The following is a 24,196-nucleotide window of genomic DNA, read 5'->3' on the forward strand; positions in this document are numbered from 1 at the left end:
CGTGCGTGCGGCCCTTTACCGGGTGATCGCGGTCGTGATGGTCTGAACCGCCGCGGCGGGGTCCTGCGCGCCGAACACGGCGGTACCCGCGACGAACACCGTGGCGCCCGCCGCAGCGCACTTCGCGGCGGTTTCGGCGTCGATCCCGCCGTCCACTTCGAGGGCGGTGCCGGGGCCGATCAGCGTGCGCAGCCGGACGAGCTTGCTCAGCGAATGTTCGAGGAAGCGCTGGCCGCCCCAGCCGGGGTTGACCGTCATGCACAGCACCATGTCGGGCGCGAGCTCGGATACGGCCTCGGCGGGCGTGCCGGGGTTCAGCGCGAGCCCGCTGAGACAGCCGGCGTCGTTGATCGCCTGCAGCGTGTAGTGCAGGTGCGGCGTGGACTCGGCGTGGATCGTGATCGAATCCGCGCCCGCCTTGGCGAACGCCTCGATCTGGCGCTCGGGCCGCTCGATCATCAGGTGGACGTCGATCTTGGCCCCCGCGGCCTCGACCTGCGCCTTGATCGCGTCCACGGCGAGCGGGCCCATCGTGATCGGCGGGACGAAGTGGCCGTCCATCACGTCGACGTGGATCACCGGCGCGCCGGCGTCGAGCACCAGCTGGACCTGGTCGGAGAGCCGGCCGAAGTCGGCGGCGAGGATCGAGGGGGCGAGGCCTTTGAGCACTAGATCGGAGCCAGCATGCTGGATTGACAGTGGCCGCACATATACAGGGCGGTGCTCGACATGCGCACGATCGTCGAGTGTTCCCCGCAGTTGGGGCACACCGAACGCAGCTCGAAGCGATGCAGGCAGTTCACGCAGCGATAGCGGCCGGGGAGGTTCGTCGGACGCAGCCAGGGCTCATGACAGGAGGGGCAGACGTCGCCCAGGTCGGACGTGCTCATGCGCGCCGTCGGAGTCTCGCGACGAAGAAGCCGTCGGTGCGATCGCGGTGCGGGAACGTCTGCAAATACTGCGGCATGGTCGGATGCTTCCAGAGAGGCAGGTCGGCGCCCAGGTCAGTCGCTGCGAAATCCTCGTGAGCGGCCAGGAAGGCTGCCACGACGCGCTCGTTCTCGATGGGCGAGATCGTGCAGGTCGAGTAGACAAGGGTACCGCCGGGCTTCAGGGCGCTCGCACCGGCCTCGAGAATCTCGCGCTGGAGCGACGCGAGCGCCTCCGGGCGGCCGGCCTTGCGCCAGCGGGCGTCGGGGCGCGAGGCGAGCGTCCCGAGGTCTGAGCAGGGCGGGTCGACGAGCACGCGGTCGAACGTCGGCTCGAGCGGGTGTGTGGCGTCGGCGGTGCGCACGTCGACGATGGTCGCGCCCATGCGCTCGGCGGTGGCGCGCAGCGCCTCGGCCCGGCCCGGGTGCTTCTCGACGGCGACGATCTCCCCCACGTCGCCCATCAGCGCGGCCAGGTGGGTGGTCTTGCCGCCGGGAGCGGCACAGAGATCGAGCACGCGCTCGCCTTGCGTGGGCGCGAGCGCGCGGGCCACCGCCATCGCGGCGCGCGACTGCGGCATCAGCAGCCCCTGCTCCCACTCCGGCGCGCCGAAGGTGTCGAACGGCCCGTCCAGGATCAGCGCCTCCTCGTCGACGACGTGGGCGGGCAGGCGCAGCGCCAGCTCCTCGGCGGTCGTCTTGAGCGTGTTCGCGCGCAGCGACGGCTCGGCCGGCTCGTTGTCGGCGGCCATCAGCGCCCGTGCCGTCTCGGCCCCGAACGCGTCGAACCACAACCGCGCGATCCATTCGGGGTGCGAGTGCCTGAGCGCCGCCTGCTCCGCCGTTCGGTCGGGAAGCTGGGCGACGATCTTGCGCCCCTCGCGCGCGGCGCGCCTGAGGACCGCGTTGACGAGGCCGGCACCGCGCGGAGCGTCGCGCTTGGCCAGCTCGACCGACTCCCCCACGGCCGCGTGCGCCGGCACGCGATCGAGAAAGGTCAGCTGGAAGACCCCCAGCCGCAGCGCGGCCAGAACGGGAGCGTCCAATTTCTTTGACGATCTGCGGGCAAGACGTTCGATGACATGGTCGAGCGTGGCCATCCGTTGGACGGTGCCGTAGCTGAGTTGCGTGGCGAGCGCGAGATCCCGCGCGTCCAGCCGCAATCGCTTGGCTTCGCCGTGCAGCGCGCGATCGGCCCACGCGTCCTGTTCGAAGACGCGCCGCACGACGGCGTATGCGCAGGCCCGCGCCGGAGCGATGGGGCCGAGGCCTGATGGAAGGTCCAGGTTTTGCACGTCAGCCTTTACGAATCCCTGGACTTCTGATTGGCTCCCGATTTCCGCAGCGCGCCAGGGCTGGCGCTGAGCGGTACCTCGAACAGAGGTCCAAATTCCGGTCTATTTCTCAAGATTGAAACTGGGCTGTTTGCAGCCCTTTCTCCCCATGCTCGAACGTTCGTCCAAAAACACCCCACCAGGATCAATTTGTCCCAAGAGGGCTAATGGACCGCGTACAACTTGCCGACACCTCCCCAAGGAAGGGGATGCCACACATGTCGGACACTGACAGCACTTACTCAATGAACCCGCGCACGGCGCGGCCCTCGGCACTTGGCGACCTCCGTTTCGCCGGGACGATCGCCGCAGGCCTCGTCGCAGGAACGCTCGGCCTCGGCGCGCTCGCCACTCCGCTCGTCGGCTGGAAGGATTGGCCCTCGGCGCTGACCCAGCAGGCCAACGGCCAGCCGGTCGTGCTCGCCAAGGCGGCGACCAAGGTGCGCAGCGAGCAGACGCCGCGCAAGGATCGCCCCGCGCCCGGCGGCGCGTCCGCGCAGGACAACGTCGGGTTCCCGGGCACCGGCTCGGGCAACGGGCCCGGCGCCGCCTCGCTCGCGGGTGGCCTCGCCACGTTCATCAACACACCTTCGCCCGGGGGCGCCTCCACGCCCGCCAAGAAGGACCGGAGCAAGCCGTCGACGTCGGACGTCGTCGGTTCCTCCGTGCCCGCCGCCGGCGACGCGACGTACACGAGCCCGGTCGCGTTCACGAACACGGGCGAGGACGCGAACAGCGACAACGTCCCGGACACGCAGCCGCTCGGCGCCACGCGCGTGAGTGACGGTGCCCTGGTCGGCGCGTCAGGCCTCTCCAGTGAGACCGAGTTCAAGATCCGCTCCGGCGGTGGCTGGCAGGACACCAACGGCGACGACGTCGTCGACGGCAACGACGACGCCGACGGCGACGGCGTGACCAACGCCGACGAAGAGCGCAACCACACCGATCCCATGAACTGGGACACGAACGGCGACGGCACTTCAGACGGCTCCGAGGACAACAACGGCGACGGCGTGCCCGACGGCCTGCCGCCCACGACGCCGGTCGAGGAACCGCCCGCGCCGGCCGAGACGCCGGTCGACGACGGCTCCACGGCTCCGCCGCCCGACAACACCCCGGTGGTGCCGGCCGATCCGCCGATTGCGCCGACGGACCCCGGCTCCTCGACCGAGACTCCCGTCCCGGCGCCGGAGACACCCGCCCCGGTGACCGATGTGCCGTCCGGCGACGCTCCGGTCAGCCCGGCCCCCGAGCAGTCGGCTCCGGTCGACGAGGCCCCGGCCGCCGCGACCGAGGCGCCCACGCAGACGCCGGCCGCCACGGACGAGACCCCCGCCGCCACGGACGAGACTCCGGCGAAGAGCGACGACGCCCCGGCGAAGAGCGACGACGCCCCGGCGAAGTCCGACGACGCCCCGGCGAAGAGCGACGACGCCCCGGCGAAGTCCGACGACGCCCCAGCGAAGTCCGACGACGCCCCGGCGAAGAGCGACGACGCACCCACGAAGTCCGACGAGGCTCCGGCCCCCGCTCCGGCCCCGGCTGAGGCTCCCGCACCCGCTCCGGCCCCGGCTGAGGCTCCCGCCCCGGCACCGGCCGCCGAGGCGCCGGCTCCCGCACCCGCTCCGGCCGCTGACGCTCCCGCCGCTCCCGCCGAGGCTCCCGCGCAGGAAGCTGCTCCCGCCGCCGCGGACCCCGCAGCTACCCCCGCCTGGTAGTCACGGCAACCGCATCGCTTTGACCCTCGGGGCGCCACACGGCGCCCCGAGGTCGTTAATCGCCGAGGTGGCTCGCCGTCTCCGCGAGGAGATGACGGGTCCAGACGCTGTCCGGGTCGTCGTTCTCGTGAGCGGCGAGGAGATCGCGGGCGGGCGCCTCGGCGCGCGGGTCACCGCGCACCGCCAGGCCGTGGACGGCCTCGAGGCGCGTGTCCTCGTCAGGATCGTCGAGGCGGGCCGCCAGCGCGTCGCGCAACGTCGCGTCGTCGGCCTCGGCGAGCGTGCCGAGGGCGAACGTGGCCCAGTCGCGCACGCCGCTCGCGTCGTCGCCGGAGAGCTCGATCAGCGCGGCGAGGACGTCGGCACCCGGCCGGCCGCCGAGGGCGAACGCGACCGCCTCGCGCACGTCGGGATCGGTGTGCCCGCGTTGCGCGAGCAGCCACGCGCCCCCGTGCGTGTCGCCGAGATGGCCGAACGCGCAGGCGATCGCCGAAAGGACCTCGGGGTCCTGCTCGCGCTCGGCCATCGCGCGCAGCGCGGCGTCCTGCTCGTCCGGGAGCGCCGGGGTCGAGGTGCCGAGCTGGCCGAGGACGTACGCCGCGAGCTCGCGGTCGGCGGGGGCGTCGCTCGCCGCCAGCTCGACCATCGCCGCGAGCACGTCCGGCGTCCCGCGCGCCGCGAGGGCGCACACGTGCGGCTGCCATTCGTCGCCCGGGTCGATCCACTCCGCGCGGGCCCGCTCGAGCACCTCGGGCAGCTCCCGGTCGGGCAGCGCAGGGTCGAGGCGGAAGTTGACGAGCGTGGGCTCGGGACGGCCGCGCAGCCATTCCGCGGCGGACATGACGCGCCCGCCGGGCGGGCGGATCTCGGTCAGCTCCAGGGCGCCCCCATGGCAGTCGAGCAGGAGCCGGTTGCCCTCGGTGCGGACGAGACCGCCGGCGGGCGCGCGGGTGGGGCCGTCCACGCGGGCCGCGATCACGCCCAGGAAGCTGCCGTCGGGCAGCGGTAGTCGCGAGCCGATGTGCGGCCGCAGCGCGCGGATCGTGCGCTCGACCTCCTCGGGCGACTGGGTCGGGTCCAGCGCGCGCTCACGCGGACCGATCTTGTTCGCGTAGGTGACGTGCGTCTCGTCCTGCTCGACCGGCGCCGGGCGCTCGTCGAGGACCTTGACCAGCAGGTCGGCGCCGATCGTCTCCAGGCGGACCGAAAGCGTGCCGTAGTCGTCGTCGGGCTCGATCGGAGTCCGGGCCAGCGCGTACACCGCGCCCGAGTCCCACCCGGCCGTCACCCGCATGATCGCCACGCCGGTCTCCGCGTCGCCGGCCATCATCGCCCGCTCGATCGGCGCAGCGCCGCGCCAGCGCGGCAGCAGCGACGGATGCACGTTGATCATCTCGTAGTCCGAGAGCAGCGGCTCCTTGATCAGGACGCCGTACGCGCACGTGGTCAGGACCTCGGGCTCGACGCTCGCGATCTTCGCGAGGATCTCCGGCTCGTGCAGCTTCTCCGGCTGGATGACCTCGATCCCGAGCTCGCGCGCCAGCACCGCGACGGGCGGCGGCGCGAGCTTCTGGCCGCGCCCCTGCTTGGCGTCGGGGCGGGTGATGACGAGCTGCGGGCGATGGTCGGACTCCGCGAGCCGCTGGAGCACGACCGCCGCGAACGCCGTGGTTCCCAGGAAGACGTTTCTCAAGCTGCGGCCGGACGAGGCTCGAGGGCTTCGCGGAGCGCCCGCATGGCCTGCTTGCGCTGGTCGCGGGAGGTCTTGTCCAGGATCAGCACGCCGTCGAGGTGGTCCATCTCGTGCTGGATGACGCGCGCCTCCAGGCCGCTCGCCTCGACGAGGATCGGCTGACCGCGCTCGTCGAGCGCGCGCACCCGCACGTGCACCGGTCGCTCGACCTCGACGCTCACGCCCGGCAGCGACAGGCAGCCCTCCTCGGAGGACTCCTTGTCCTTGCTCGACCATTCCAGGACGGGGTTCACGAGCGCCGCGACGGAGCCCTCGAGCTCGGTCCGGTAGACGAGCACGCGGTGCATCACCCCCACCTGCGTCGCCGCCAGCCCGATCCCGTAGGCGTCGTGCATCAGCCGCCCCATCCGGCGCACCTCGTCGACGAGCGCGTCGTCGAAGCGATCGATCTCCAGCGCCCGCGACCGCAGCACCGGGTCGCCGTACTTGCGGACGAGCTTCAGCGCCGCCTCACGCCGCGCCCGGACCTCAGGGTCGAGCTTCTCCTGCGGCTCGGCCACCTGCCCGTGCGCTTCGGTATGCACCTCGTCCGACATGGCGTCAGATTCTAGGTCGGGTCCACGTCGACTGAGAAGTTGACGTCCTTGAAGGCACGGTCGCGCGCGGCGGCCTCGACGGCGGCGCCGGTGGCTGCGATCGCCTCGGCGCGGGCGGTGGTCTTCAGGACGAGCTGGAAGCGCTCGCGGTTGCGCAGGCGAAACAGCGGCGCCGGCCCGAGCAGCTCCGTGTCGGTCGCGACGATCTCCTGCGCGAGGCGGGTCGCGGCGGCGTGGGCGGGGCGGGCGTCGTCGAGCGAGCTGGTGACGACGCGGATGAGGTCCGAGAACGGCGGGTAGCGCCACGCGCGCCGGCGCTCGAGCTCGCCCTTGAGAAAGCCGTCGGAGTCGTGCTGGGCGGCCGCGACGATCGAGGGCGCGTCGGGCGAGGTGGTCTGGACCAGCACCCGCCCGCCGCGTGGACCGCGCCCCGCCCGGCCCGCCAGCTGGGCGATCAGCGCGAACGTGCGCTCCTCCGCGCGGAAGTCCGGGAAGCGCAGCGTCGAGTCGGCATCCAGGACGACGCCGAGCGTCACGTCCGGGAAGTCATGCCCCTTGGCGACCATCTGCGTGCCGAGCAGCAACCCTTCGGGCGCCGCGGCGAAGCGGGCGAGCAGCTCCGGGACGGCGTCCTTGTTGGCCGCGGTGTCCGCGTCCAGCCGGAAGACCGGCACGTCGAGCGCGTGGCGCAGCTCGGCCTCGACCCGCTCCGTCCCGGCGCCGTGGCGGGCGACCGCGAGCGAGCCGCAGACGTCGCAGCGCGACGGCACCCGCTCGCGATGCCCGCAGTGATGGCAGGCGAGTGCGTGCTCGGCGCGGTGCAGGACGAGCGCGACGTCGCAGTTCGGGCACTCCCACGCCTTCCCGCACGACTTGCAGGAGAGGAAGTTCGACCAGCCGCGCCGGTTCAGGAGCACGATCGACTTGCGCGAGGCGCCGAGCGCCCGCCGTGTGTCCGGGTGCAGCGAATGGTGCGAGCCGCGCATGTCGAGCACGCGCACGGGCGGCAGGTCGCGGCCTCCGGCCACCCGCGTCGGCAGGACCAATCGCTTGGTGGAGTGGGCGGTCTCCGGGCGCGGCGTCGCCGAGCCGGCGAGCAGGCGGGCGCCGGTCTGGTAGGCGCGGTAGGCGGCGACGTGGCGGGCGTCGTAGCGCGGGTCGCCCTCGTGCTTGTAGGAGGCGTCGTGCTCCTCGTCGACGACGATCAGCCCGAGGTTCGAGACCGGCGCGAAGACGGCCGAGCGCGGGCCGACCGCGATCCGCGCCTCGCCGGTGCGCAGCCGCCGCCACTCGTCGTAGCGCTCCCCCTCGCTCAAAGCCGAGTGCAGCAGCGCGACCGTGTCCCCGAACCGCGCCGCGAAGCGCGCCACGGTCTGCGGCGTCAGCGCGATCTCCGGGACGAGCGCGATCACGCCCTCGCCGCGTTCCAGCGCCTCGGCCGCCGCCCGCAGGTAGACCTCGGTCTTGCCCGAGCCGGTCACCCCGTGCAGCAGGTGCGAGGCGCCCGGGGCGGCTTCGATCGCCGCCAGCGCCGCGGCCTGCGCGTCGCTGAGGTCGACCAGCCGGTCCGCCGCGGGGTTCGTCCGCGGCGCCCGCCGGGCCACCCGCGAGGAGATCGCCACCAAGCCGCGTTTCTCGAGCCGGCGCAGCGCCGCCAGATCCCCACCCGCGGGCCCCGGCAGCCGCGCCAGCAGCGCCTCCTGGCTCGCGTTGACGCGGCCCTCGACACCGGTCGCCTCAGCCCAGAACGCCGTCTTGGCCTTGCCCGGCGGCGGGGAGACCAGCGACAGGGCCCGCGCGGGCGTCGAGCAGTACTCCTCCGCCATCCACAGCGCGAGGTCGACCAGGTCGCGCGGGATCGAGTCGCCGCGCACCGACGTCACGTCGACGAGCTTCTCGGGCGCGACGTCCGTCGTCTCCGCCACACCCACGACGACCCCGTCGAGCTTCTGATGCCCGAACGGCATGCGCACCAGCGCGCCGACCTCGACCGCTCCCTCGACGCGATAGTCGAAGGGCCCGGAGAGGCGGCGCGTAGTGGTGAGGGGCTCGACCCGCGCGATCACGGGCCAAGCCTGGCACGCTCGGCGGACTACCCGCCGAACGCGTTGATGTAGTTCGGGCTCGGCACGCCGAGGCCGGTCACGTCGTCCCACCCCGGCGTGACCACGAGGCTGGAGTCCTGGTCGAACGTACGGACGCTGTAGACGATCCCGCCTGAGGGATCGAGGCCGTTGACGTAGTCGGCGCGCACGTTCCCCGCGTCCGGGCCTGGCCCGGTGACGTCGAGGAACTGGCCGGACTGGCCGTTGCCCGCCTGGTAGAGCGCCGGGTTGATGAAGCCCATCCGCCCGCCCGCGCGCTGCTGCGTCAACGCCTGCATGGCCGCCATCAGCGGCGCGGCGAGGCTGGTCCCGCCGACCCGGTGCTCGCCGTAGGCGGCGCCGGTCGGGAACTGCTGGGTCTCACCCACGAGCATGCCGGTGGTCGGGTCGGCGTCCATCGCGACGTCCGGATAGGCGCGCCCGGCCGGTGAGCGGGGCGCGATGATCCCGCTCTGGTAGTCCGGCCGCTTGAACAGCCTCGAGTACCCACCCCCGGAGCCGTCGACGAAGCCCTGCGGCGTCCATGACTTCCCGTCGTCCGAGAGCGCGTACTTCTGCGTTCCCCAGCCGGTCAGGAAGCTCAGCGCGCCGTCGGCGCCGATGCCCGTCGACGTGCCGCCGACCGAGGTGACGTACGGGTCCGACGCCGGGTAGTCGGCCTGCAGCAGGCCGGTGTTGGCCAGCTCGTCGCCGTTGTCGCCGGAGGAGAAGAAGAACGTGATGCCCTGGAGCGCGCCCTGCTGGAACGCCTGCTCGTCGGCCACGACGTCCTCGAGCGCCTCAGTGGACTCAGGGCCGCCCCAGGAGCTGGAGACGATCGAGACCGCGTTGTCGTCGACGACGGTGTCGAGCGCGTCCGCGAGGTCCGAGTCGTCGCAGCTCTGCGCGCCGTAGTAGCGGACGTTGGCGCCGGGCGCCATCGCGTGCACGGCCTCGACGTCGAGCGTCTCTTCGCCGTACCAGCCGGACGCATCGCACTCCGTCCCGTGGGTGAAGTCGTTCGGCGTGACCTGGCTCAGCTGGCCGGCCGCAAAGGCCGCGTCGCCGTGGCGCGTCGCGTAGGTGTTGGCGTCGGCCTCGATCGTGGGCGAGGCGTAGGCGTCAACGATGCCCACGGTCTGCCCCGCGCCGGTGAAGGTCGTGCCGCCCTCATACGCACTGCGCAGCTGCCCGGGCTCGTATCCGCAGAGCGAATACGGCACCGTGGCGCCTTCCAGGAGCGGCAGCGGCGTCTGGGCGTCCGCCTGGAACGTGCCCGGCGTCGAGCCGTAGGACGTCGAACACGGCCGCGCGTTCACATACGCGGCCGGGGGTGGAAACGACTGCAGCGGCTTCATCATCTTGTCGGCAGTCGCGAGACCGGAGACGGCCAGGATGCTCGAGGCGACGGCGTCGGGCACGGTCGGCGTCGCCGTAGGCGCCTGGAAGGTCTCGTCGCCCTTGGTGAACTCGTGCAGCGTGGTCGCGAACGCGGCCTCGGCCGCGGCGGCCGTGCCCGTGGCGGTGATGTAGCGGCCAGAGGCCTCCGCCCCGGCCGGCTGCAGGCCTTGCGCCTTGAGCCAATGCTTCACGGCCTTGATCGTGGCGCCGCTCGGCGCGTATTTGGCACGGAACTGGTCCGGTGTCAGGAAGTGCCCGTACGTGGGGCTGCCCGGCGTCGAGACGTCCGCGACGGCCTGCTTGAGCGCGTCCTCGCCGCCGTTGGGCGCGAGATAGACCCGCAGCGACTGCGGCGCGGTCTTGGCCGCCGCGCCCTGGTCGACCGCGTCGAGTGTGACCTGCGGCCCCGCCGCCGCGATCGGCTTGCGCCCGGCCGGCGCCGCGAGCGCTCCCGGCGCCGCGGCGAGTCCAGCCGCGCACGCCACGAGTGCGGCGCGCCCCGCGCGCGCCGGCAATCCTTCCCTCATATCTGCCTCCTAGCGAGCCGTTTGAGGTCGGGTACGATCGAACGTAGTCCGCAAAGATGAGAGGCGCGCTCGGGTGTCATCTGACCCGGTCGGTAGTCTCGGCGGCCGATGTCCGCCCCGTGGCCGCCGCTGATCCTCGAGGGCGACAACCTGCCGCACCTGCGCGAGCTCGAAGCGGGATCAGTGCAGATGATCTACACGGACCCGCCGTTCAACACCGGCAAGGTCCAGGCGCGCCGTCGCGTGTCGACCGTCCCGGCGATCGACGGTGGCGACCGCACCGGCTTCGGCGGGCGCCGCTACACCACCAGGCTGCTCGCCGAGTCCTCCTACAAGGACGTCTTCGACGACTACCTGGGGTTCCTCACACCGCGCCTGGAGGAGTTCTGGCGCGTCCTGCATCCGACGGGCACGCTCTACCTGCACCTCAACTACCTCGAGGCGCATTACGTAAAGCTCCTGCTTGATGAGCTGTTCGGGCGGGAGTCGTTTCTGAACGAGCTGATCTGGGCCTACGACTACGGGGCCAAGACCAAGGGCCGCTGGCCGCAGAAGCACGACACGATCCTCGTCTACGTCAAGGACCCGCGCGGGTACTACTTCGATTCGGAGGCGGTCGATCGTGAGCCCTACATGGCACCGGGTCTGGTGACGCCCGCGAAGGTCAAGCGGGGCAAGCTCCCGACCAGCGTGATGTGGCACACGATCGTCTCCCCCACCGGGCGCGAGAAGACCGGCTACCCGACCCAGAAGCCCGAGCGGCTGGTGCGGCGCTTCGTCCAGGCGAGCTCCCGCGAGGGCGACCTCGTGGTGGACCCGTTCGCGGGGTCCGGCACGCTCGGGGCCGTGGCGGGCAAGCTCGGGCGCCGCTCAATCCTGATGGACCAGAACCCCGAAGCCATCCGCGTCATGCGTGAGCGTCTTGAGCCCTGAGCGGGTCGTCGCCTTCGGTCCCGGGCGGGTCAACCTGATCGGCGAGCACACCGACTACAACGACGGCCTCTCGATGCCGTTCGCGATCGAGCGCGGCGTCACGGTGACGGCCACGCCCGCGGACCGCTTCGTGGTCGACGCCCGCGACTTCGGCGAGCGCGACGAGTTCAGCGAGCCCGAACGGGCGGACGGCTGGCGCGCGTTCGCCCGCGGCATGGTGGCCGAGCTGCGCGCCGCGGGCTTCGACGTCGCACCCGCGCACCTCGAGATCGCGGGCGATCTCCCGCAGGGCAGCGGGCTGAGCTCGTCCGCCGCGCTCGAATCCGCGCTGGCGCTGGCCCTGCTGGGCCGCGTGCCGGAGGACCTCAAGGCGCTGGCGCAGCTCTGCTCGCGCGTGGAGAACGACTGGGTCGGCGCCGAGACGGGGCTGCTGGACCAGCTCGCGAGCCTGATGTCGGAGGCCGAGCACGTGCTGCGGATCGACTTCCGCTCGCTCGAGGTGCGGCCCTTCCCGCTCGACCTCGGCGGCTGGACGCTCGTGACCGTCGAGTCCGGCGCCACCCACTCCCACGCCGGCTCCGGCTACAACCAGCGCCGCGCCGAGTGCCGCGCCGCCTGCCAGGCGCTCGGCATCGCGTCGCTAAGGGACGCGGACGACCTGAGCGCGCTCGACGGCACGCTGCTCAAGCGCGCCCGCCACGTGGTCAGCGAGAACGCCCGCGTCGACGCCACCGCCGCCGCGCTCGACGCGCACGACCTCGAGGCCGTCGGCCGCCTGCTCGACGCATCGCACGCCTCGCTGCGCGACGACTACGAGGCGTCCGTCCCCGAGGTCGAGGCGACGGTGGAGCGCTGCAAGGCCGCCGGAGCCGCCGGAGCCCGGATGGTCGGCGGCGGCTTCGGCGGCTCGGTCCTGGCGCTACTGCCCCCCGGGGTCGTCCGGCCGGCGGGTGCCCTCACGGTCGCCCCGCACGGTCCGGCGCGACTGCTCTGAGCTAACCGGCGGACTCATCGTCCTCGGCCTCGCGCAGCTCCCGTCCCAGCGGGCGGGCGAACGCCCACGCGAGGAAGATCAGGCCGACGATCAGCATCCCGATGCCGGCGTAGAGGTTGATGTTGATCCCGGCGGCCTTGTTGGCCTCCTCGGGGGAGTCGGTAAGCCCGAGGATGATCAGCAGCACGCCCCACGCGGTGAAGACGCCGCCGATGATGCGCCGCAGGTCGAACAGATTCGCTGCCCGCTCGGCGCGTGATGGGGTCTCGGAAGACACGGTCACTCCTTACCAGAACACGATCGTCAGGAGGAGGGCGCCGACGAGCACGAGGCCTCCGAGGATCGCCGGGGTGTGCGACGTGGCGACGCTGTCATCGGTGTTGGCCATGCCGTAGACCAAGCCTTGCAACTCGCTGATCGGCTTGGGCTCCGTGCGCAGGGTGACGAGCACCGAGACGACGGCGTCGACCACGAAGGCGAGGCTCGCGCCCACCATCGACTCGGCGAGGTCTGACCCGAAGTGGATCACCTTGGCCTTGTAGAGGACGAACGTCGCCGCGGCCGCGAACGTGCCGGCGATCAGCCCCCACAACCCGGCGGCGGGCGTCATCCGTTTCCAGAACATGCCGATGATGAACGTGGCGAACAGCGGCGCGTTGAAGATCGAGAACAGCGCCTGCAGGTAGTTCATGAGGTTGTCGTAGGACGACGCGATCAGCGCGGTGCCGATGCTGATGGTGATGCCGCCGACGGTCGCGTAGCGGCCGAAGCGCACGTACCACTCGTCCGGCATCCCCGGTTTGAAGTACGGCTCGACGAGGTCCGTGGTCACGACGGTGTTGAACGCCGACACATTGGCGGCAACACCCGCCATGAACGACGCCATCAGGCCGGTGAGCGCGATCCCCAGCATCCCGTTGGGCAGGTACTTGTTCATCAGCAGCGGGATCGAGTTGTTGAACTGCAGGTCGTCCGTGGTGCCGAGCTTCGGGATCACGACCAGCGCGATCATGCCCGGCAGGATCATCACGAACGGCAGGAAGAGCTTCGGGATCGCGCCGATCAGCGGGGTGCGCTGGGCGGCGTTGAGATCCTTGGCCGAGAGCGCGCGCTGCACCTCGGCGAAGTTCGTCGTCCAGTAGCCGAACGCGAGCACGAAGCCGAGGCCGAAGACGATCCCGATCCAGGACACCCCGATCGGGTTCGTCACGTCGCCCACCTGCGTGCCCTGCAGGGCATGCAGGCCCGCCTCCCCGAGGTCTGACTGCTTGATCTTGTCCTGGAGCCCGTTCCAGCCGCCGACGTCGTGCAGGCCCACGATCGCGATCGGGATCAGCGCCGCCAGGATGACGAAGAACTGCAGCACCTCGTTGTAGATCGCCGACGAGAGGCCGCCGAGTGTGATGTAGGTGGCGACGATGACCGCCGCGACGACGATGCCGAGGAGGATCGGCCAGCCCAGCAGGAACTTCAGCACCAGCGCGAGCGCGTAGAGGTTGACCCCGGCGATCAGGATCGTCGCGAGCGCGAACGTCCACGAGTTGAACTTGTGCGACGCGGGATTGAAGCGCAGCAGCAGGTACTCGGGAACCGACCGGACCTTGGAGCCGTAGTAGAACGGCATCATCACCAGGCCGAGGAAGACCATGGCCGGGATCGCGCCGATCCAGTAGTAGTTGACCGTGGCGACGCCGTACTGGGCGCCGTTGGCGGCCATGCCGAGCACCTCGGTGGCGCCGAGGTTGGCGGAGATGAACGCGAGCCCGGTGATCCAGGCGGGCAGCGAGCGCCCCGACAGGAAGTAGTCGAGACTGGACTTGATGTAACGCTTCGCTGCGAAGCCGACGCCGAGGACGACGGCGAAATACGTTAGAACGATCGCGTAGTCGACGGCATTGACGTCGAGACGGACATTGTTCAATGGGACCCCCTTTCGGGGGTCCCATACCCAATTAAGCGCGCCTAAGTGCGCGCCTCATGAAACGGCTTACGCGACCGGATCTGCGGCGGCGAGACCCGCGGCCTCGCGCAGCGCTGCGGCCTTGTCCGTCTTCTCCCACGTGAAGTCGTCGTCGTCGCGGCCGAAGTGGCCGTACGCGGCGGTCTTCTGGTAGATCGGACGGTGCAGCTTCAGGTACTCGCGGAAGGCGCCCGGGCGCAGGTCGAAGAACTCGTCGACGAGCGCGGCGATGCGCCCGCGGCCGATCTTCTCCGTGCCGAACGTCTCCACCATCACCGAGACCGGGTGCGCCACGCCGATGGCGTAGGCGACCTGCACCTCGACGCGGTCGGCCAGGCCGGCGGCGACGAGGTTCTTGGCCACGTAGCGCGCGGCGTAGGCGGCCGAGCGGTCCACCTTCGACGGGTCCTTGCCGGAGAACGCGCCGCCGCCATGGCGAGCCATGCCGCCGTAGGTGTCGACGATGATCTTGCGGCCGGTCAGGCCCGCGTCGCCCACCGGGCCGCCGATGACGAAGCGTCCGGTCGGGTTGACGAGGAAGTTCTTGCGCAGCTTCTCGGCGTCATAGAGGTCGGCCGGCAGGACCGGGACCACGACGTGCTGCCAGAGGTCGTCCGGGATCAGGCTCTCCGCGCCCTCGCGGTGCTGGGTGGAGATCAGGACCTTCTCGATCTCGACCGGCTTGCCGTCGCGGTAGCGGACGGAGACCTGGGTCTTGCCGTCCGGGCGCAGGTAGTCCAGCGTGCCGTCCTTGCGGACCTCCGACAGGCGGAAGGCGAGCTTGTGCGCGAGCGAGATGGGGAGCGGCATGAGCTCCTCCGTCTCGTTGGACGCGTAGCCGAACATCATGCCCTGGTCGCCGGCGCCGGCGATGTCCAGTTCATCGTCGTCGGAGGCGTCCGTGCGGCGCTCCAGCGCCTTGTCGACGCCCTGCGCGATGTCCGGGGACTGCTTGTCGATCGCGTTCAGGACGGCGCACGAGTCGGCGCTGAAGCCGAGGTCGGCGTCGACGTAGCCGATCTTGCGGATCGTCTCGCGGGCGATCTCCTGGATGTCGACGTAGGTCGTCGTGGAGATCTCGCCGGACACGACCACGAGGCCCGTGTTCACGAGGGTCTCGCACGCCACGCGGCCATTCGGGTCCGCGGCCAGAACCGCGTCCAGGACGCCGTCGGAGATCTGGTCGGCGATCTTGTCCGGGTGGCCCTCGGTGACGGACTCGGACGTGAACAGGTACTCGTTGTCGCTCAGCTGGCTCATAGGATCTCGAGGATCACTCCGCGTCGATACTTGCCTCCGAGCGTGCGCAAGCGCCAGGCTCAGAGCCGAAGGATGAAAGCCTAGCGGCTTTCGTGTGTTGCCCTGTTACGCCATCCGTTCAGTTCGTGAGCGGTTCTTGCGCTCGACGAAATCGATGATCACCGGCACGCCGTCGAGGCCGTAGCGCTCGCGCAGGCGATTCTCCACGAAATACGCGTAGTCGCGGGTGATCCGCTGGCGTGAGTTGATCTGGATCGCGAACCGCGGCGGGTTCTCGCCGATCTGCGAGATGTAGAGCAGCTTCAGGCGATGGCCCTGCTTGGACGGCGGCTGGCGCTGCTGCACGACCTCGCCGAGGAACTTGTTCAGCTCCGGCGTCGGGATCCGGTGGCGGGCGCGGTCGGCGATGCTCAGCGCCTCGGTCAGCAGGCGGGAGATGTGGCGGCCCGTCATCGCGCTGGCGGTCAGCACCCGCGGGCGCAGCCGCAGCTTGTTGTTGACCCGCCGGCGCTCGCGATCGAGCTCCTCCGGGCCGATGCCGCCGCCCGGTCCGAGCGGGTCGCCGTCGCCGCCGGTCAGGTCCCACTTGTTCAGGACGAGCGCGGTGGCGCAGCCCGACTTCATCGCCAGCTCGGCGATCCGCAGGTCCTGCGAGGTGATGCCGTCCTGCGCGTCGCAGACGACCAGCGCGACGTCGGCGCGCTCGGCCGCGCGCTGGGAGCGCAGCGTCGTGTAGTACTCGACGGACTCGGTGACCTTCGCCTGGCGGCGGATGCCCGCGGTGTCGACGAGGATCAGCTTGCGGTCCTCGACCATGATCGGCGTGTCGATCGCGTCGCGGGTGGTGCCGGCGACGTCGGAGACGATCACCCGTTCAAAGCCCAGGAACGCGTTGACGAGGCTCGACTTGCCGACGTTCGGGCGCCCGATCAGCGCGAGGCGCACGACCTCGTCCGGGTCGTCGGAGATCTCGTCGTCCTCGGGCAACAGCTCGACGAGCTTGTCGAGCAGGTCGCCCGTCCCGAGGCCCTGCGCGGCGGAGACCGCGACCGGCTCGCCGAGGCCGAGCGCGTGGAAGTCGTGCACGAGCATCAGGTCATTGGGCGAGTCGATCTTGTTCGCGGCGACCACGATCGGCACGTTGCCCTTGCGCAGGATGTCGGCGATCTCGGCGTCGCCCGGGCGCATCCCGGCGCGGGCGTCGACGACGAACAGCGCCACCTGGGCGTCGGCCAGCGCGGCGCGCGCCTGGTCCTGGATCGAGACCGACAGCGGATCGTCGTCCTCGAGGGCGACGCCCCCGGTGTCGATCAGCGTGAAGCTGCGCCCGTTCCAGTCGGTCGAGAGCTCCTTGCGGTCGCGGGTGATGCCGGCCCGCTCGTGGACGACCGCCTCGCGGCTCTGGGTGAGGCGGTTGACGAGGCTCGACTTGCCCACGTTGGGGTAGCCGACGACTGCGACCTTCATACCTGTATCTCCTTGGCCTCGACGGCCAGCGTCACAACCTGCTCGATGACCTCGTCGAGCGTGAGCCCGGTGGTGTCGACAGGGATTGAATCCTTCGGGGCTTCGAGCGTGGACCGATCGGCCGTCTGGTCGCGGACGTCGCGCTCGTGCTGGGCTTTGAGCACCTCTTCGACCAGCTGGCCGAGGTCGGCGGCCCGGCGGCGCGCGCGCTCCTCGGGGTCGGCGGTGAGGAAGACCTTCACCGCGGCGTCGGGCGCGACGACCGTGGCGATGTCCCGGCCCTCGGCGACCCAGTCGCCGCCGGCGACGATCGCCTGCTGCTTGGCGACCAGCGCCGCACGCACCGCGGGGTCGCTCGCGACCCGCGAAGCGCCCTCGGAAGCCTCCGCGGTGCGGATCGCCTCCGTGACGTCGCGCCCGTCGAGCAGCACGCGGTCGCCAAGAACGATATTCACGCGCGCGGCAACCTCTCCGGCGGGCGAGTCGGGGTCGGAGGAGGCGGCGAGACCCACGCAGCGGTACATCGCCCCCGTGTCCAGGTACGTGAAGCCGAGGCGCTGCGCGACCGCGCGCGCCACGGTGGACTTTCCGGCCCCGGCGGGACCGTCGATGGCGATGACCATCGCATTCACGATAGATGAGGCGCCGTAACCTCCATGACCGGGTAGGCGTCTAAGTGGATATGAGCCGTACGTCCGCGGTGCTCCTGCGCACCCAATCCGACGAGCGACTGGTCGCTCTCGCGCGCGCCGGGCACGAGCGCGCCTTCGAGACGATCGTGCGCCGTTATCGGCGGCCGCTGCTGGCCGCCTGCCGGCGGATGGTGAACGACGGCCGGGCCGAGGACGTGCTCCAGCAGGCGTTGCTCTCGGCGTGGAGCGGGCTGCGCCGCGGCGACGACGTGCGCGACCTGCGCGCGTGGCTGTTCCGGATCATGCGCAACGCCGCCTTGAGCCATCGGCGGCGCGCCGGGCACGCGGGCGCCCAACTGGTCGAGACCCTGAGCATGGCCGCGAGCCCGCAGGAGGAGGCCGAGCGGCGCGAGGTCGTCCAGGAGACCCTGGAGACGATCGCCGCGCTGCCGCCGCGCCAGCGTGAGGCGCTGCTGCGGATCGCCGTCCAGGGTGCCAGCCAGGACGAGGTGGCGGAGGATCTCGGGGTGTCGCGGATCGCCGTGCGCCAGCTCGTCCATCGGGCCCGCACGTCAGTGCGGGCTGCCGCGACCGCGCTACTGCCGTTCCCGCTGATCGGCTGGGCGGCGGGCGCGGGCAGCGGCGAGTCGCTGAGCCTGCGGATCGCGTCGTTGATCACCGGCGCCGGCAGTGCGGGCGCCGCGGCGACGTTCGCCAAGGCGGGCGTGGTGGCGGGCGTGGCCGCCACCGCCGTGGGCGCCCCCGCGCTGGTCGAGCACCGGCCGCCGGCCTCGCGGATGGTCCAGGCGCGCCCGGCGCAGACCCACGCCCCGCGGCCCGCGGCGACGCCGGAGCCCGAGGCGGCGACGGTCGCGGTCTCCACGGCGGCCCCGGCCCCCCGCAAGGCTCCGCCGGCGCCCGCGGCGTCGCGCCGGCACCGCGCGGTCGTGCAGGTCTCGCAGCCCGGGACGTCCGGGCGGCGCGTCTCGAGCGGCGCCGGGCCGCGGCGCGCGAGCGAGCACGACGACGGCGCCGCGTCGAAGCCGCGGGATGCGGCCGAGCGCGACGAGGTCGAGCTGCCGACTTCGGGACGGACGCAGGGTCACCAAGGCGACGATGACGAGACGACGTCGGGCGGCGGCGACGAAGGCGAGAGCTCGACGTCCGGCGGCGGCGACGGCGAGCGGACGGCGTCGGGCGGCGGGGACGAAGGCGAGACCTCGACGTCCGGCGGCGGCGAGGGCGAGCGCCGGCGCGTCGCGCCGGGCGCGACGCCCACGGCGCAGCCGGCCGCGACCGACGACGCGGCGCCGTCGCACGACGACGGCGGGTCGGGCGGCGACTCGGACTGAATCCGTCCGTCACCCAACGGGCCTTGGCGGCGTCTGCATGGGTATGGAACGCAACACGACCCTTGGAGGCACCGTGTCCAGGAAGCTCCTCGCCCTCGCCGCCATGGCGCTCGCGCTCGCAGCGTCACTCCTGCTCGCCGGCGGGGCCGCGGCCAGCAGCCGCGACCGCAACCACGACCGGCTCCCGGACCGCTGGGAGCGCCAGCACCACCTCTCGCTCAAGGTGAACCAGAGCCATCGAGACCAGGACGGCGACGGCCTGAACAACCGTGGAGAATGGCGCGCGAAGCTCGATCCGCGCGACGACGACAGCGACGACGACGGCATCGAGGACGGCGACGAGAACGCCGGCACCGTCGCGAGCTTCACCGGCGGCGTCCTGACGATCACGCTGGCCAAGGGCGGCACGCTCGTGGCGAACGTCACGGCCGACACCGAGATCGAATGCGACGACTCGACGGCCAAGGCGGCGAGCGACGGGCCCGGCGACGACGACAACGAGGGCGACGACGACGATCACGGCGACGACGACGGGGCGCAGTGCGGCGCCGAGGCGTTGACCGCGGGCCGTCAGGTGGATGAGGGGGAGCTCAAGACGAGCGGCGGTGAGGCCGTGTGGGAGAAGGTCGAGCTCGGCGCCTGAGCCTCGGGCATCGCGGACTCCGATGACAATTGATGACCGCGCGTTGTCCGTCCCGGATCCGCGTGGGACCGTGTCCTCACGCGCCACACGCCGGTCATCCTCACCGTCCTGCTGTTCCTGAGCCTCGCGTCACCCGCTCCGAGTGCCGCGGCGGCCGCGCCGTGCACGCGCTACGCCGCGGCACCGGCTCGGATCGCGCACGGCGACGACTTCGAGTTCATCCACGCGGCCGCCTCGGCGATGTACTGCCCGAACGACGTCTTCGTCCAGATCACGGCGTGTGTCCAGGTCGCCGGCGTGACGGGCTGGACCGACGTGGGCTGCGTCACCAGCGATCGCACCTACGTGAGCGTCCATACGCCGGGGGGCCGCGGCGTCGGGTTCGACTTCGACGTCCCGTGCGTGTCGGGCTCGTTGCGCACCCACGTCACGGGAGGTGAAGGGCTCGACCCGAGGGAGTGGGACTCGCCGACGGTCGCGATCACGTGCCTCGGCCTGCCGCCGACGCCGGACCCGACGCCGACCGCGAGCCCGACACCGTCAGCGAGCCCGACGGCGACGCCGACCGAGAGCCCCACGGCCGCGCCGACCGAGAGCCCGACGGCCACGCCGACCGAGAGCCCGACGCCGTCGCCCGAGCCGACGCCGGGCGAGAGCCCGACGCCGTCGCCCGAGCCGACGCCGACCGAGAGCCCGACGCCGGCACCCGTCCCGACGCCGGCACCCGTCCCGACGCCGGCACCCACGCCGTCGCCCAGCCCGGCACCCACCGCCGCGCCGCACGCGACGCCGACGGCCTCCTCGGCTCCGACCGCGGAACCGGGCGACGACCCGCCCGCGGCGGCGAACAGCGCGGCCGCGCAGGTGCTCGCCGCTCCCTCCCTGCCGCCGCGCGATACCCGGCCGCCGCGGCTCGCCGTCCCGCGCGGGCACGTCGTGACCGCGACCGCCGGCGCCGTCCGCCTTGCGCTCGGCCCCGCCGACGAGGACGTGAGGGGCAGCCTCCGCCTGACCGCCGCCGGCCACGCCGCGCGCGCGTCCTTCCGGATCGTGGGCGGGACCACCGCGGTCGTGCGCGTCGCGCTTCCGGCGGCGACCCGCACGTCGCTGCGGCGTCACGGCGAGCTGTCGGCGCTGGTCACGCTGCGGCTCGTCGACGCCGCCGGGAACGCCGCCGCGACGACGTTCCGGATCGTCGTCAGGACCGCACGACGAGCGTGACCGTGGCGCGGTGGACGAGGCTGCCACCGGTCCCGGTGACGGTCAGCGTGAACGTCCCCCGGGTCGCGGTGCGCGTGGTGCGAACGGTCAGCGCCGACGTTCCGGGCGCCCGCAGCGGGTTGGTGGCGAAGCTCGCGGTCGCCCCGGAGGGAAGGCCGGCCACGGACAAGGACACATTGCCCGCGAAGCCGCCGATCGACGACACGGCGGCGGTGTAGGTCACGTTCTGGCCGGCGACGACGGTCGCCGTCGCGGGCGTTGCCGTCAGGCCGAAGTCCGGCGGCGCCGTGACCACCAGCGTCACCGCGGCGGTGTGACGGAGCGCGCCGCTGACGCCCGTGATCGTCAGCGGGTACGTGCCCGGGGCGAGCGCGGACACGGTCGTCAGCGTGAGCTGCGACGTGCCGGAGCCCACGATGCTCGCCGGCGTGAACGTCCAGCTCGCCTGCGCCGCGGTCAGCCCGGAGAGCGACAGGGCGACGCTGCCGGCGAAGCCGTTCTTCGCCCCCACCGACACGATGTAGCCGACCGTCGCCCCGGGCGCCGCCGAGCGCGACGACGGCGTCGCCGCCAGAGAGAAGTCCGGCACGATCAGCGACAGCACGGCGGTGTGCGTGATCCCGCCGCCGGCGGCGGTGAGCGTGAGCGGGTAGACGCCGGGCGCCAGGGAAGCGGCCGTCGTGACGTTCAGTTGCACCGCGCCGGAGCCGCCGGCGATCGTCGCGCTCGGCACGAAGCTCCAGCTCCCCTGGGCTGCGGTAAGGCCCGAGAGCGACAGGTCCACGTCGCTCCCGAAGCCACCGACGGCGGCCGTCGACACCGTGTAGGAGACGGTTCCGCCCGCCGCCGTGCGTTGTGAGGACGGCGTGGCCGCCAGCGAGTAGCCCGGCGGCTCCGGCGCCACCAGCGCGACCTTCGTCGACCGGGTGCTCGTGCCGCTCGTGCCGGTGATGGTGAGCGGGTAGGTGCCGGGCGCCAGCGAAGCGGCGGTCGTGACGGTGAGCTGTGTCGAGCCCTCGGTGCCCGGGGTGAAGGTCCAGCTCGCCTGGCTCGCGGAGAGCCCGGTGAGCGAGAGCGAGACGGCGCCGGTGAACCCGTTGCGCGCCAGGACATCGATCGTGTAGGACGCTGATCCTCCGGCGGGCGTCGTCACCGACGCGGGCGCCGCTTGGAGGCTGAAGTCCGGCGCGGCCAGCAGCCACGCGTAGGCGCCGGAGGCGTCCAGGCGCCCGGCCCCGGAGTCGTTGTCCGCGCCGGCCGGGCCGAGGTCGACGGCACCGTTGCGCAGCGCGAGCGCCTGCCGGTCGGCGTCGAGCCCCGGGAAGGCGCTCAACAGCAGGGCGAGCGCGCCCGCGGCGTGCGGCGCGGCGATCGACGTCCCGCTGACGGTGGCATAGAGGCCGTACAGATCGGTCGTGCGCACGTCCACCCCCGGAGCGACGACTTGCGGGTAGATCGAGTGATCGCACGCGGACGGGCCGCGGCTCGAGCCCGGATCGAGGCCATCGGCCGCGTCCGTCCCACCGACGGCGAACGCCTCGGGGTTGTCGGCCGGGCTCAGGCTCGTCCCGGCGGCCGGGCCGCCGTTGCCGGCGGCGAACACGGGCAGGACGCCGGCCGCGCGCAGGCTGTGCAGGTCCGGCGCGAAGGCGAGGTCGCAGCCGGGAGCGGACATCGTCCACGAGTCGTTGACGACGTCCGGCGCGTCGTCGGTCGCCGGGTTGCCGTCCGGATCGAGCAGCCACTGGAAGCCCGCGTGGATTCCGGCGGTGGTCGCCGTGCCGTGGTCGTTGAAGACCTTCACCGCGATCCAGCGCGCGTCGGGCGCGACGCCGACCGCCGCGCCGGCCATCGTTCCCATCGTCCACGTCCCGTGCCCGTTGACGTCGGTCGGGGTCGCCGGGTGCTCGCCGTTGGGATCGAACCAGCTGTTCGTCCCGCCGCGCCAGCGCGAGCCGATCTCGGGATGGGTCGCGTCAACGCCCGTGTCCATGTTCGCGACGACGACACCTTGCCCGCGGTAGCCCAGGCTCCAGAGCGCGGGCGCGCCGACGCGTGTGATGTTCCACTCGGGCGTCCCCCCGCTCAGCGGCGCGGCCGGTGCCTCAAGCGTCGTGTTGGGACGGATCTCGGCCACCTCCGGAAGCGCGGCCAGCTCGGTGACCACGTCCGGATCGGCGATCACGTGGACGGCGTTGAAGATCCAGAACGGCTCGACACGGTCGACCCGGCCTTGAAGCTTGCGGATCGCCAGCAGCGCCAGCAGCCGTCGCTGGTCGGCGCCCGCCACGCTGCGCAGCGCGCGCAGGACGCTCGCGCGCCGGGCCCCGGCCTCGGGGAGCACGGCTTGGCGATGCAGCACGACGATCGCATCGATCCGCGCGCCGGACGTCGCGTGCTGGACCGCCGCTCGCGCCTGCGCCGGCGTTGCGGCATCGGTCAGCGAGAGCGCGGCGAGCGTCGCGATGGCGAGACGCAGCAGGCGGGTCATGTGGCCTCCTCGACGATGGGACGGGCGCGAGTGATGCGCGGCCCGACGGCCGCCGCCGCGGCGCTCACGACCAGGAGCACCGCGAGCAGGGCGGCGGCACGATCGAGCAACGGCGCGAGCGGGCGCGCCGAGTAGGTGACCGGGCGGGCGGGATCCGGCGGGGCGACCGTCCAGCGCAGCGGTACGACGACGCGACGGCCGCCGCGCGTGATCGTCGCCGTCATGCGCCAGCGGCCCTCCGCTTCCAGTTCCGCGCCCCCGGCGAAGCGACCCGAGCCCAGCGGGGCGAGTGGGACGCTGCGTCCCGGCCCGCCGCCCGGCGGCGTGAGCCGAAGCACCGCGGCTTGGACCGGCGCCGGCGGCGGGCGGCGCGAGCTGGCCGCCAGGACCGTGAAGACGTTCGGACCCGGGCGATTGGGCCGGGTCGCGACGGTGACGAGCAGGTCGCCGGCCTGATTGGCAAGCGTCGCCGCGGTCGCGGGCCGCGGCGCGGCGAACTCCGGGCCCTTGGCGGGCGGCGATGCGGTCAGCACCGCGGCGGCGAGCAGCACACCGGCCCCGGCGGCCGCCTCGACCCGCAGCAGCCGCGGAAGCGACCCGCGACGGAGCGCCAGCGCGTTCGCGAACCCGAGTCCGATCGCCGCGACGACCAGCACGCTCTTGCTGATCAGCGTGCGCCCGTAGTCGGTGGTCAGCAGCGCGTCGACCGAGGCGACCTCCGCGCCCGCCACGACCAGCCCCGTGACCGCCAGGACGGCGAGGCTGACGCCGGCGGCGCGCGCGAACGGCGCACGGCACGCCCGCGCCAACGCCCCGGCCTCGCCGTGCGCGGCGGCGAACGCGACGCCCAACGCGGCCACGCCGCCGAGCCAGACGCCGGCGGCGAGGACGTGCGCGGCCGCGGCCACCACAGCGAGCTCGCGATGCGGCGCGCCCGCGGCATGCCCCGAGAGGGAAGTCG

Annotated in this window: 20 protein-coding genes; 6 read left to right on the forward strand and 14 right to left on the reverse strand. The window is 72.4% G+C overall.

What is annotated here, in order from left to right; translation table 11 throughout:
* Positions 1-15: 15 nt before the first annotated feature.
* The 3 genes from rpe to rsmB are packed head-to-tail and all read right to left on the reverse strand — an operon-like array spanning position 16 to position 2,224.
* Positions 16-669 carry a ribulose-phosphate 3-epimerase gene (rpe, locus tag OM076_RS38000; RefSeq protein WP_270045405.1) on the reverse strand — a complete coding sequence of 218 codons (654 nt, stop codon included), beginning with the start codon at positions 667-669 and terminating at the stop codon, positions 16-18.
* On the reverse strand, positions 669-890 hold the full coding sequence (locus OM076_RS38005) for a YfgJ family double zinc ribbon protein (RefSeq protein ID WP_270045406.1): 222 nt from the start codon (positions 888-890) through the stop codon (positions 669-671). Before OM076_RS38005 ends, rpe begins: the two co-directional genes overlap by 1 nt.
* On the reverse strand, positions 887-2,224 hold the full coding sequence (gene rsmB, locus OM076_RS38010) for a 16S rRNA (cytosine(967)-C(5))-methyltransferase RsmB (protein WP_270045407.1): 1,338 nt from the start codon (positions 2,222-2,224) through the stop codon (positions 887-889). Before rsmB ends, OM076_RS38005 begins: the two co-directional genes overlap by 4 nt.
* 284 nt (positions 2,225-2,508) lie before the next feature.
* Here rsmB and OM076_RS38015 point away from each other — a divergent pair, with 284 nt between their 5' ends.
* Complete coding sequence (locus tag OM076_RS38015) at positions 2,509-3,981, forward strand: ribosomal eL19 family protein (RefSeq protein ID WP_270045408.1); 1,473 nt, start codon at positions 2,509-2,511, stop codon at positions 3,979-3,981.
* A gap of 55 nt (positions 3,982-4,036) precedes the next feature.
* Here OM076_RS38015 and OM076_RS38020 read toward each other — a convergent pair whose 3' ends face one another.
* From OM076_RS38020 to OM076_RS38035, 4 genes are read right to left on the reverse strand one after another with little or no spacing between them, the layout of a single operon-like run.
* A complete protein-coding gene (locus tag OM076_RS38020; RefSeq protein ID WP_270045409.1) occupies positions 4,037-5,674 on the reverse strand; it encodes a formyltransferase family protein in 1,638 nt (545 codons plus the stop codon).
* Complete coding sequence (gene def, locus OM076_RS38025) at positions 5,671-6,270, reverse strand: peptide deformylase (protein WP_270045410.1); 600 nt, start codon at positions 6,268-6,270, stop codon at positions 5,671-5,673. Before def ends, OM076_RS38020 begins: the two co-directional genes overlap by 4 nt.
* Positions 6,271-6,281: 11 nt before the next feature.
* The gene (gene priA, locus OM076_RS38030; RefSeq protein ID WP_270045411.1) at positions 6,282-8,336 is read right to left on the reverse strand and encodes a replication restart helicase PriA; all 2,055 of its coding nucleotides are present in this window, start codon (positions 8,334-8,336) and stop codon (positions 6,282-6,284) included.
* A 26-nt stretch (positions 8,337-8,362) separates the two neighbouring features.
* Positions 8,363-10,282 (reverse strand): S53 family peptidase, encoded by a 1,920-nt coding sequence (locus OM076_RS38035; RefSeq protein WP_270045412.1) that lies wholly within the window; start codon positions 10,280-10,282, stop codon positions 8,363-8,365.
* Positions 10,283-10,390: 108 nt separating this feature from the next.
* On the opposite strand from OM076_RS38035, the gene OM076_RS38040 reads away from it, so the two are divergent.
* Positions 10,391-11,215: a DNA-methyltransferase gene (locus OM076_RS38040; protein WP_270045413.1), complete on the forward strand. Its 825-nt coding sequence runs from the start codon at positions 10,391-10,393 to the stop codon at positions 11,213-11,215.
* Positions 11,196-12,209, forward strand: a complete 1,014-nt coding sequence (gene galK, locus OM076_RS38045) for a galactokinase (protein ID WP_270045414.1) — start codon at positions 11,196-11,198, stop codon at positions 12,207-12,209. The genes OM076_RS38040 and galK overlap by 20 nt, the downstream gene beginning before the upstream one ends.
* A gap of 1 nt (position 12,210) precedes the next feature.
* Here galK and OM076_RS38050 read toward each other — a convergent pair whose 3' ends face one another.
* The 5 genes from OM076_RS38050 to cmk form a co-directional block, all read right to left on the reverse strand.
* A complete protein-coding gene (locus OM076_RS38050) occupies positions 12,211-12,486 on the reverse strand; it encodes a hypothetical protein (RefSeq protein ID WP_270045415.1) in 276 nt (91 codons plus the stop codon).
* Positions 12,487-12,495: 9 nt separating this feature from the next.
* On the reverse strand, positions 12,496-14,130 hold the full coding sequence (locus tag OM076_RS38055) for a sodium:solute symporter family protein (RefSeq protein WP_270045416.1): 1,635 nt from the start codon (positions 14,128-14,130) through the stop codon (positions 12,496-12,498).
* Between the two features lie 66 nt (positions 14,131-14,196).
* A complete protein-coding gene (gene metK / locus OM076_RS38060; protein ID WP_272598927.1) occupies positions 14,197-15,429 on the reverse strand; it encodes a methionine adenosyltransferase in 1,233 nt (410 codons plus the stop codon).
* 105 nt (positions 15,430-15,534) lie between these two features.
* Positions 15,535-16,896, reverse strand: coding sequence for a ribosome biogenesis GTPase Der (gene der / locus OM076_RS38065; protein ID WP_270045417.1), 1,362 nt, complete (start codon positions 16,894-16,896; stop codon positions 15,535-15,537).
* Positions 16,893-17,519 (reverse strand): (d)CMP kinase, encoded by a 627-nt coding sequence (cmk, locus tag OM076_RS38070; RefSeq protein ID WP_270045418.1) that lies wholly within the window; start codon positions 17,517-17,519, stop codon positions 16,893-16,895. The genes der and cmk overlap by 4 nt, the downstream gene beginning before the upstream one ends.
* 59 nt (positions 17,520-17,578) lie before the next feature.
* Between cmk and OM076_RS38075 the strand changes: the two genes are divergently transcribed.
* From OM076_RS38075 to OM076_RS38085, 3 genes are all read left to right on the forward strand, one after another.
* Complete coding sequence (locus OM076_RS38075; protein ID WP_270045419.1) at positions 17,579-18,880, forward strand: sigma-70 family RNA polymerase sigma factor; 1,302 nt, start codon at positions 17,579-17,581, stop codon at positions 18,878-18,880.
* A 73-nt stretch (positions 18,881-18,953) separates the two neighbouring features.
* Complete coding sequence (locus OM076_RS38080; RefSeq protein WP_270045420.1) at positions 18,954-19,523, forward strand: hypothetical protein; 570 nt, start codon at positions 18,954-18,956, stop codon at positions 19,521-19,523.
* Positions 19,524-19,763: 240 nt separating this feature from the next.
* Positions 19,764-20,744: a hypothetical protein gene (locus OM076_RS38085; RefSeq protein ID WP_270045421.1), complete on the forward strand. Its 981-nt coding sequence runs from the start codon at positions 19,764-19,766 to the stop codon at positions 20,742-20,744.
* Here OM076_RS38085 and OM076_RS38090 read toward each other — a convergent pair.
* On the reverse strand, positions 20,722-23,235 hold the full coding sequence (locus OM076_RS38090; protein ID WP_270045422.1) for a S8 family serine peptidase: 2,514 nt from the start codon (positions 23,233-23,235) through the stop codon (positions 20,722-20,724). The genes OM076_RS38085 and OM076_RS38090 overlap by 23 nt on opposite strands.
* On the reverse strand, positions 23,232-24,196 hold a 965-nt coding region (locus OM076_RS38095), incomplete at its 5' end, for a CopD family protein (protein WP_372518134.1). The genes OM076_RS38095 and OM076_RS38090, both read right to left, overlap by 4 nt.

This window comes from Solirubrobacter ginsenosidimutans, assembly GCF_027587205.1.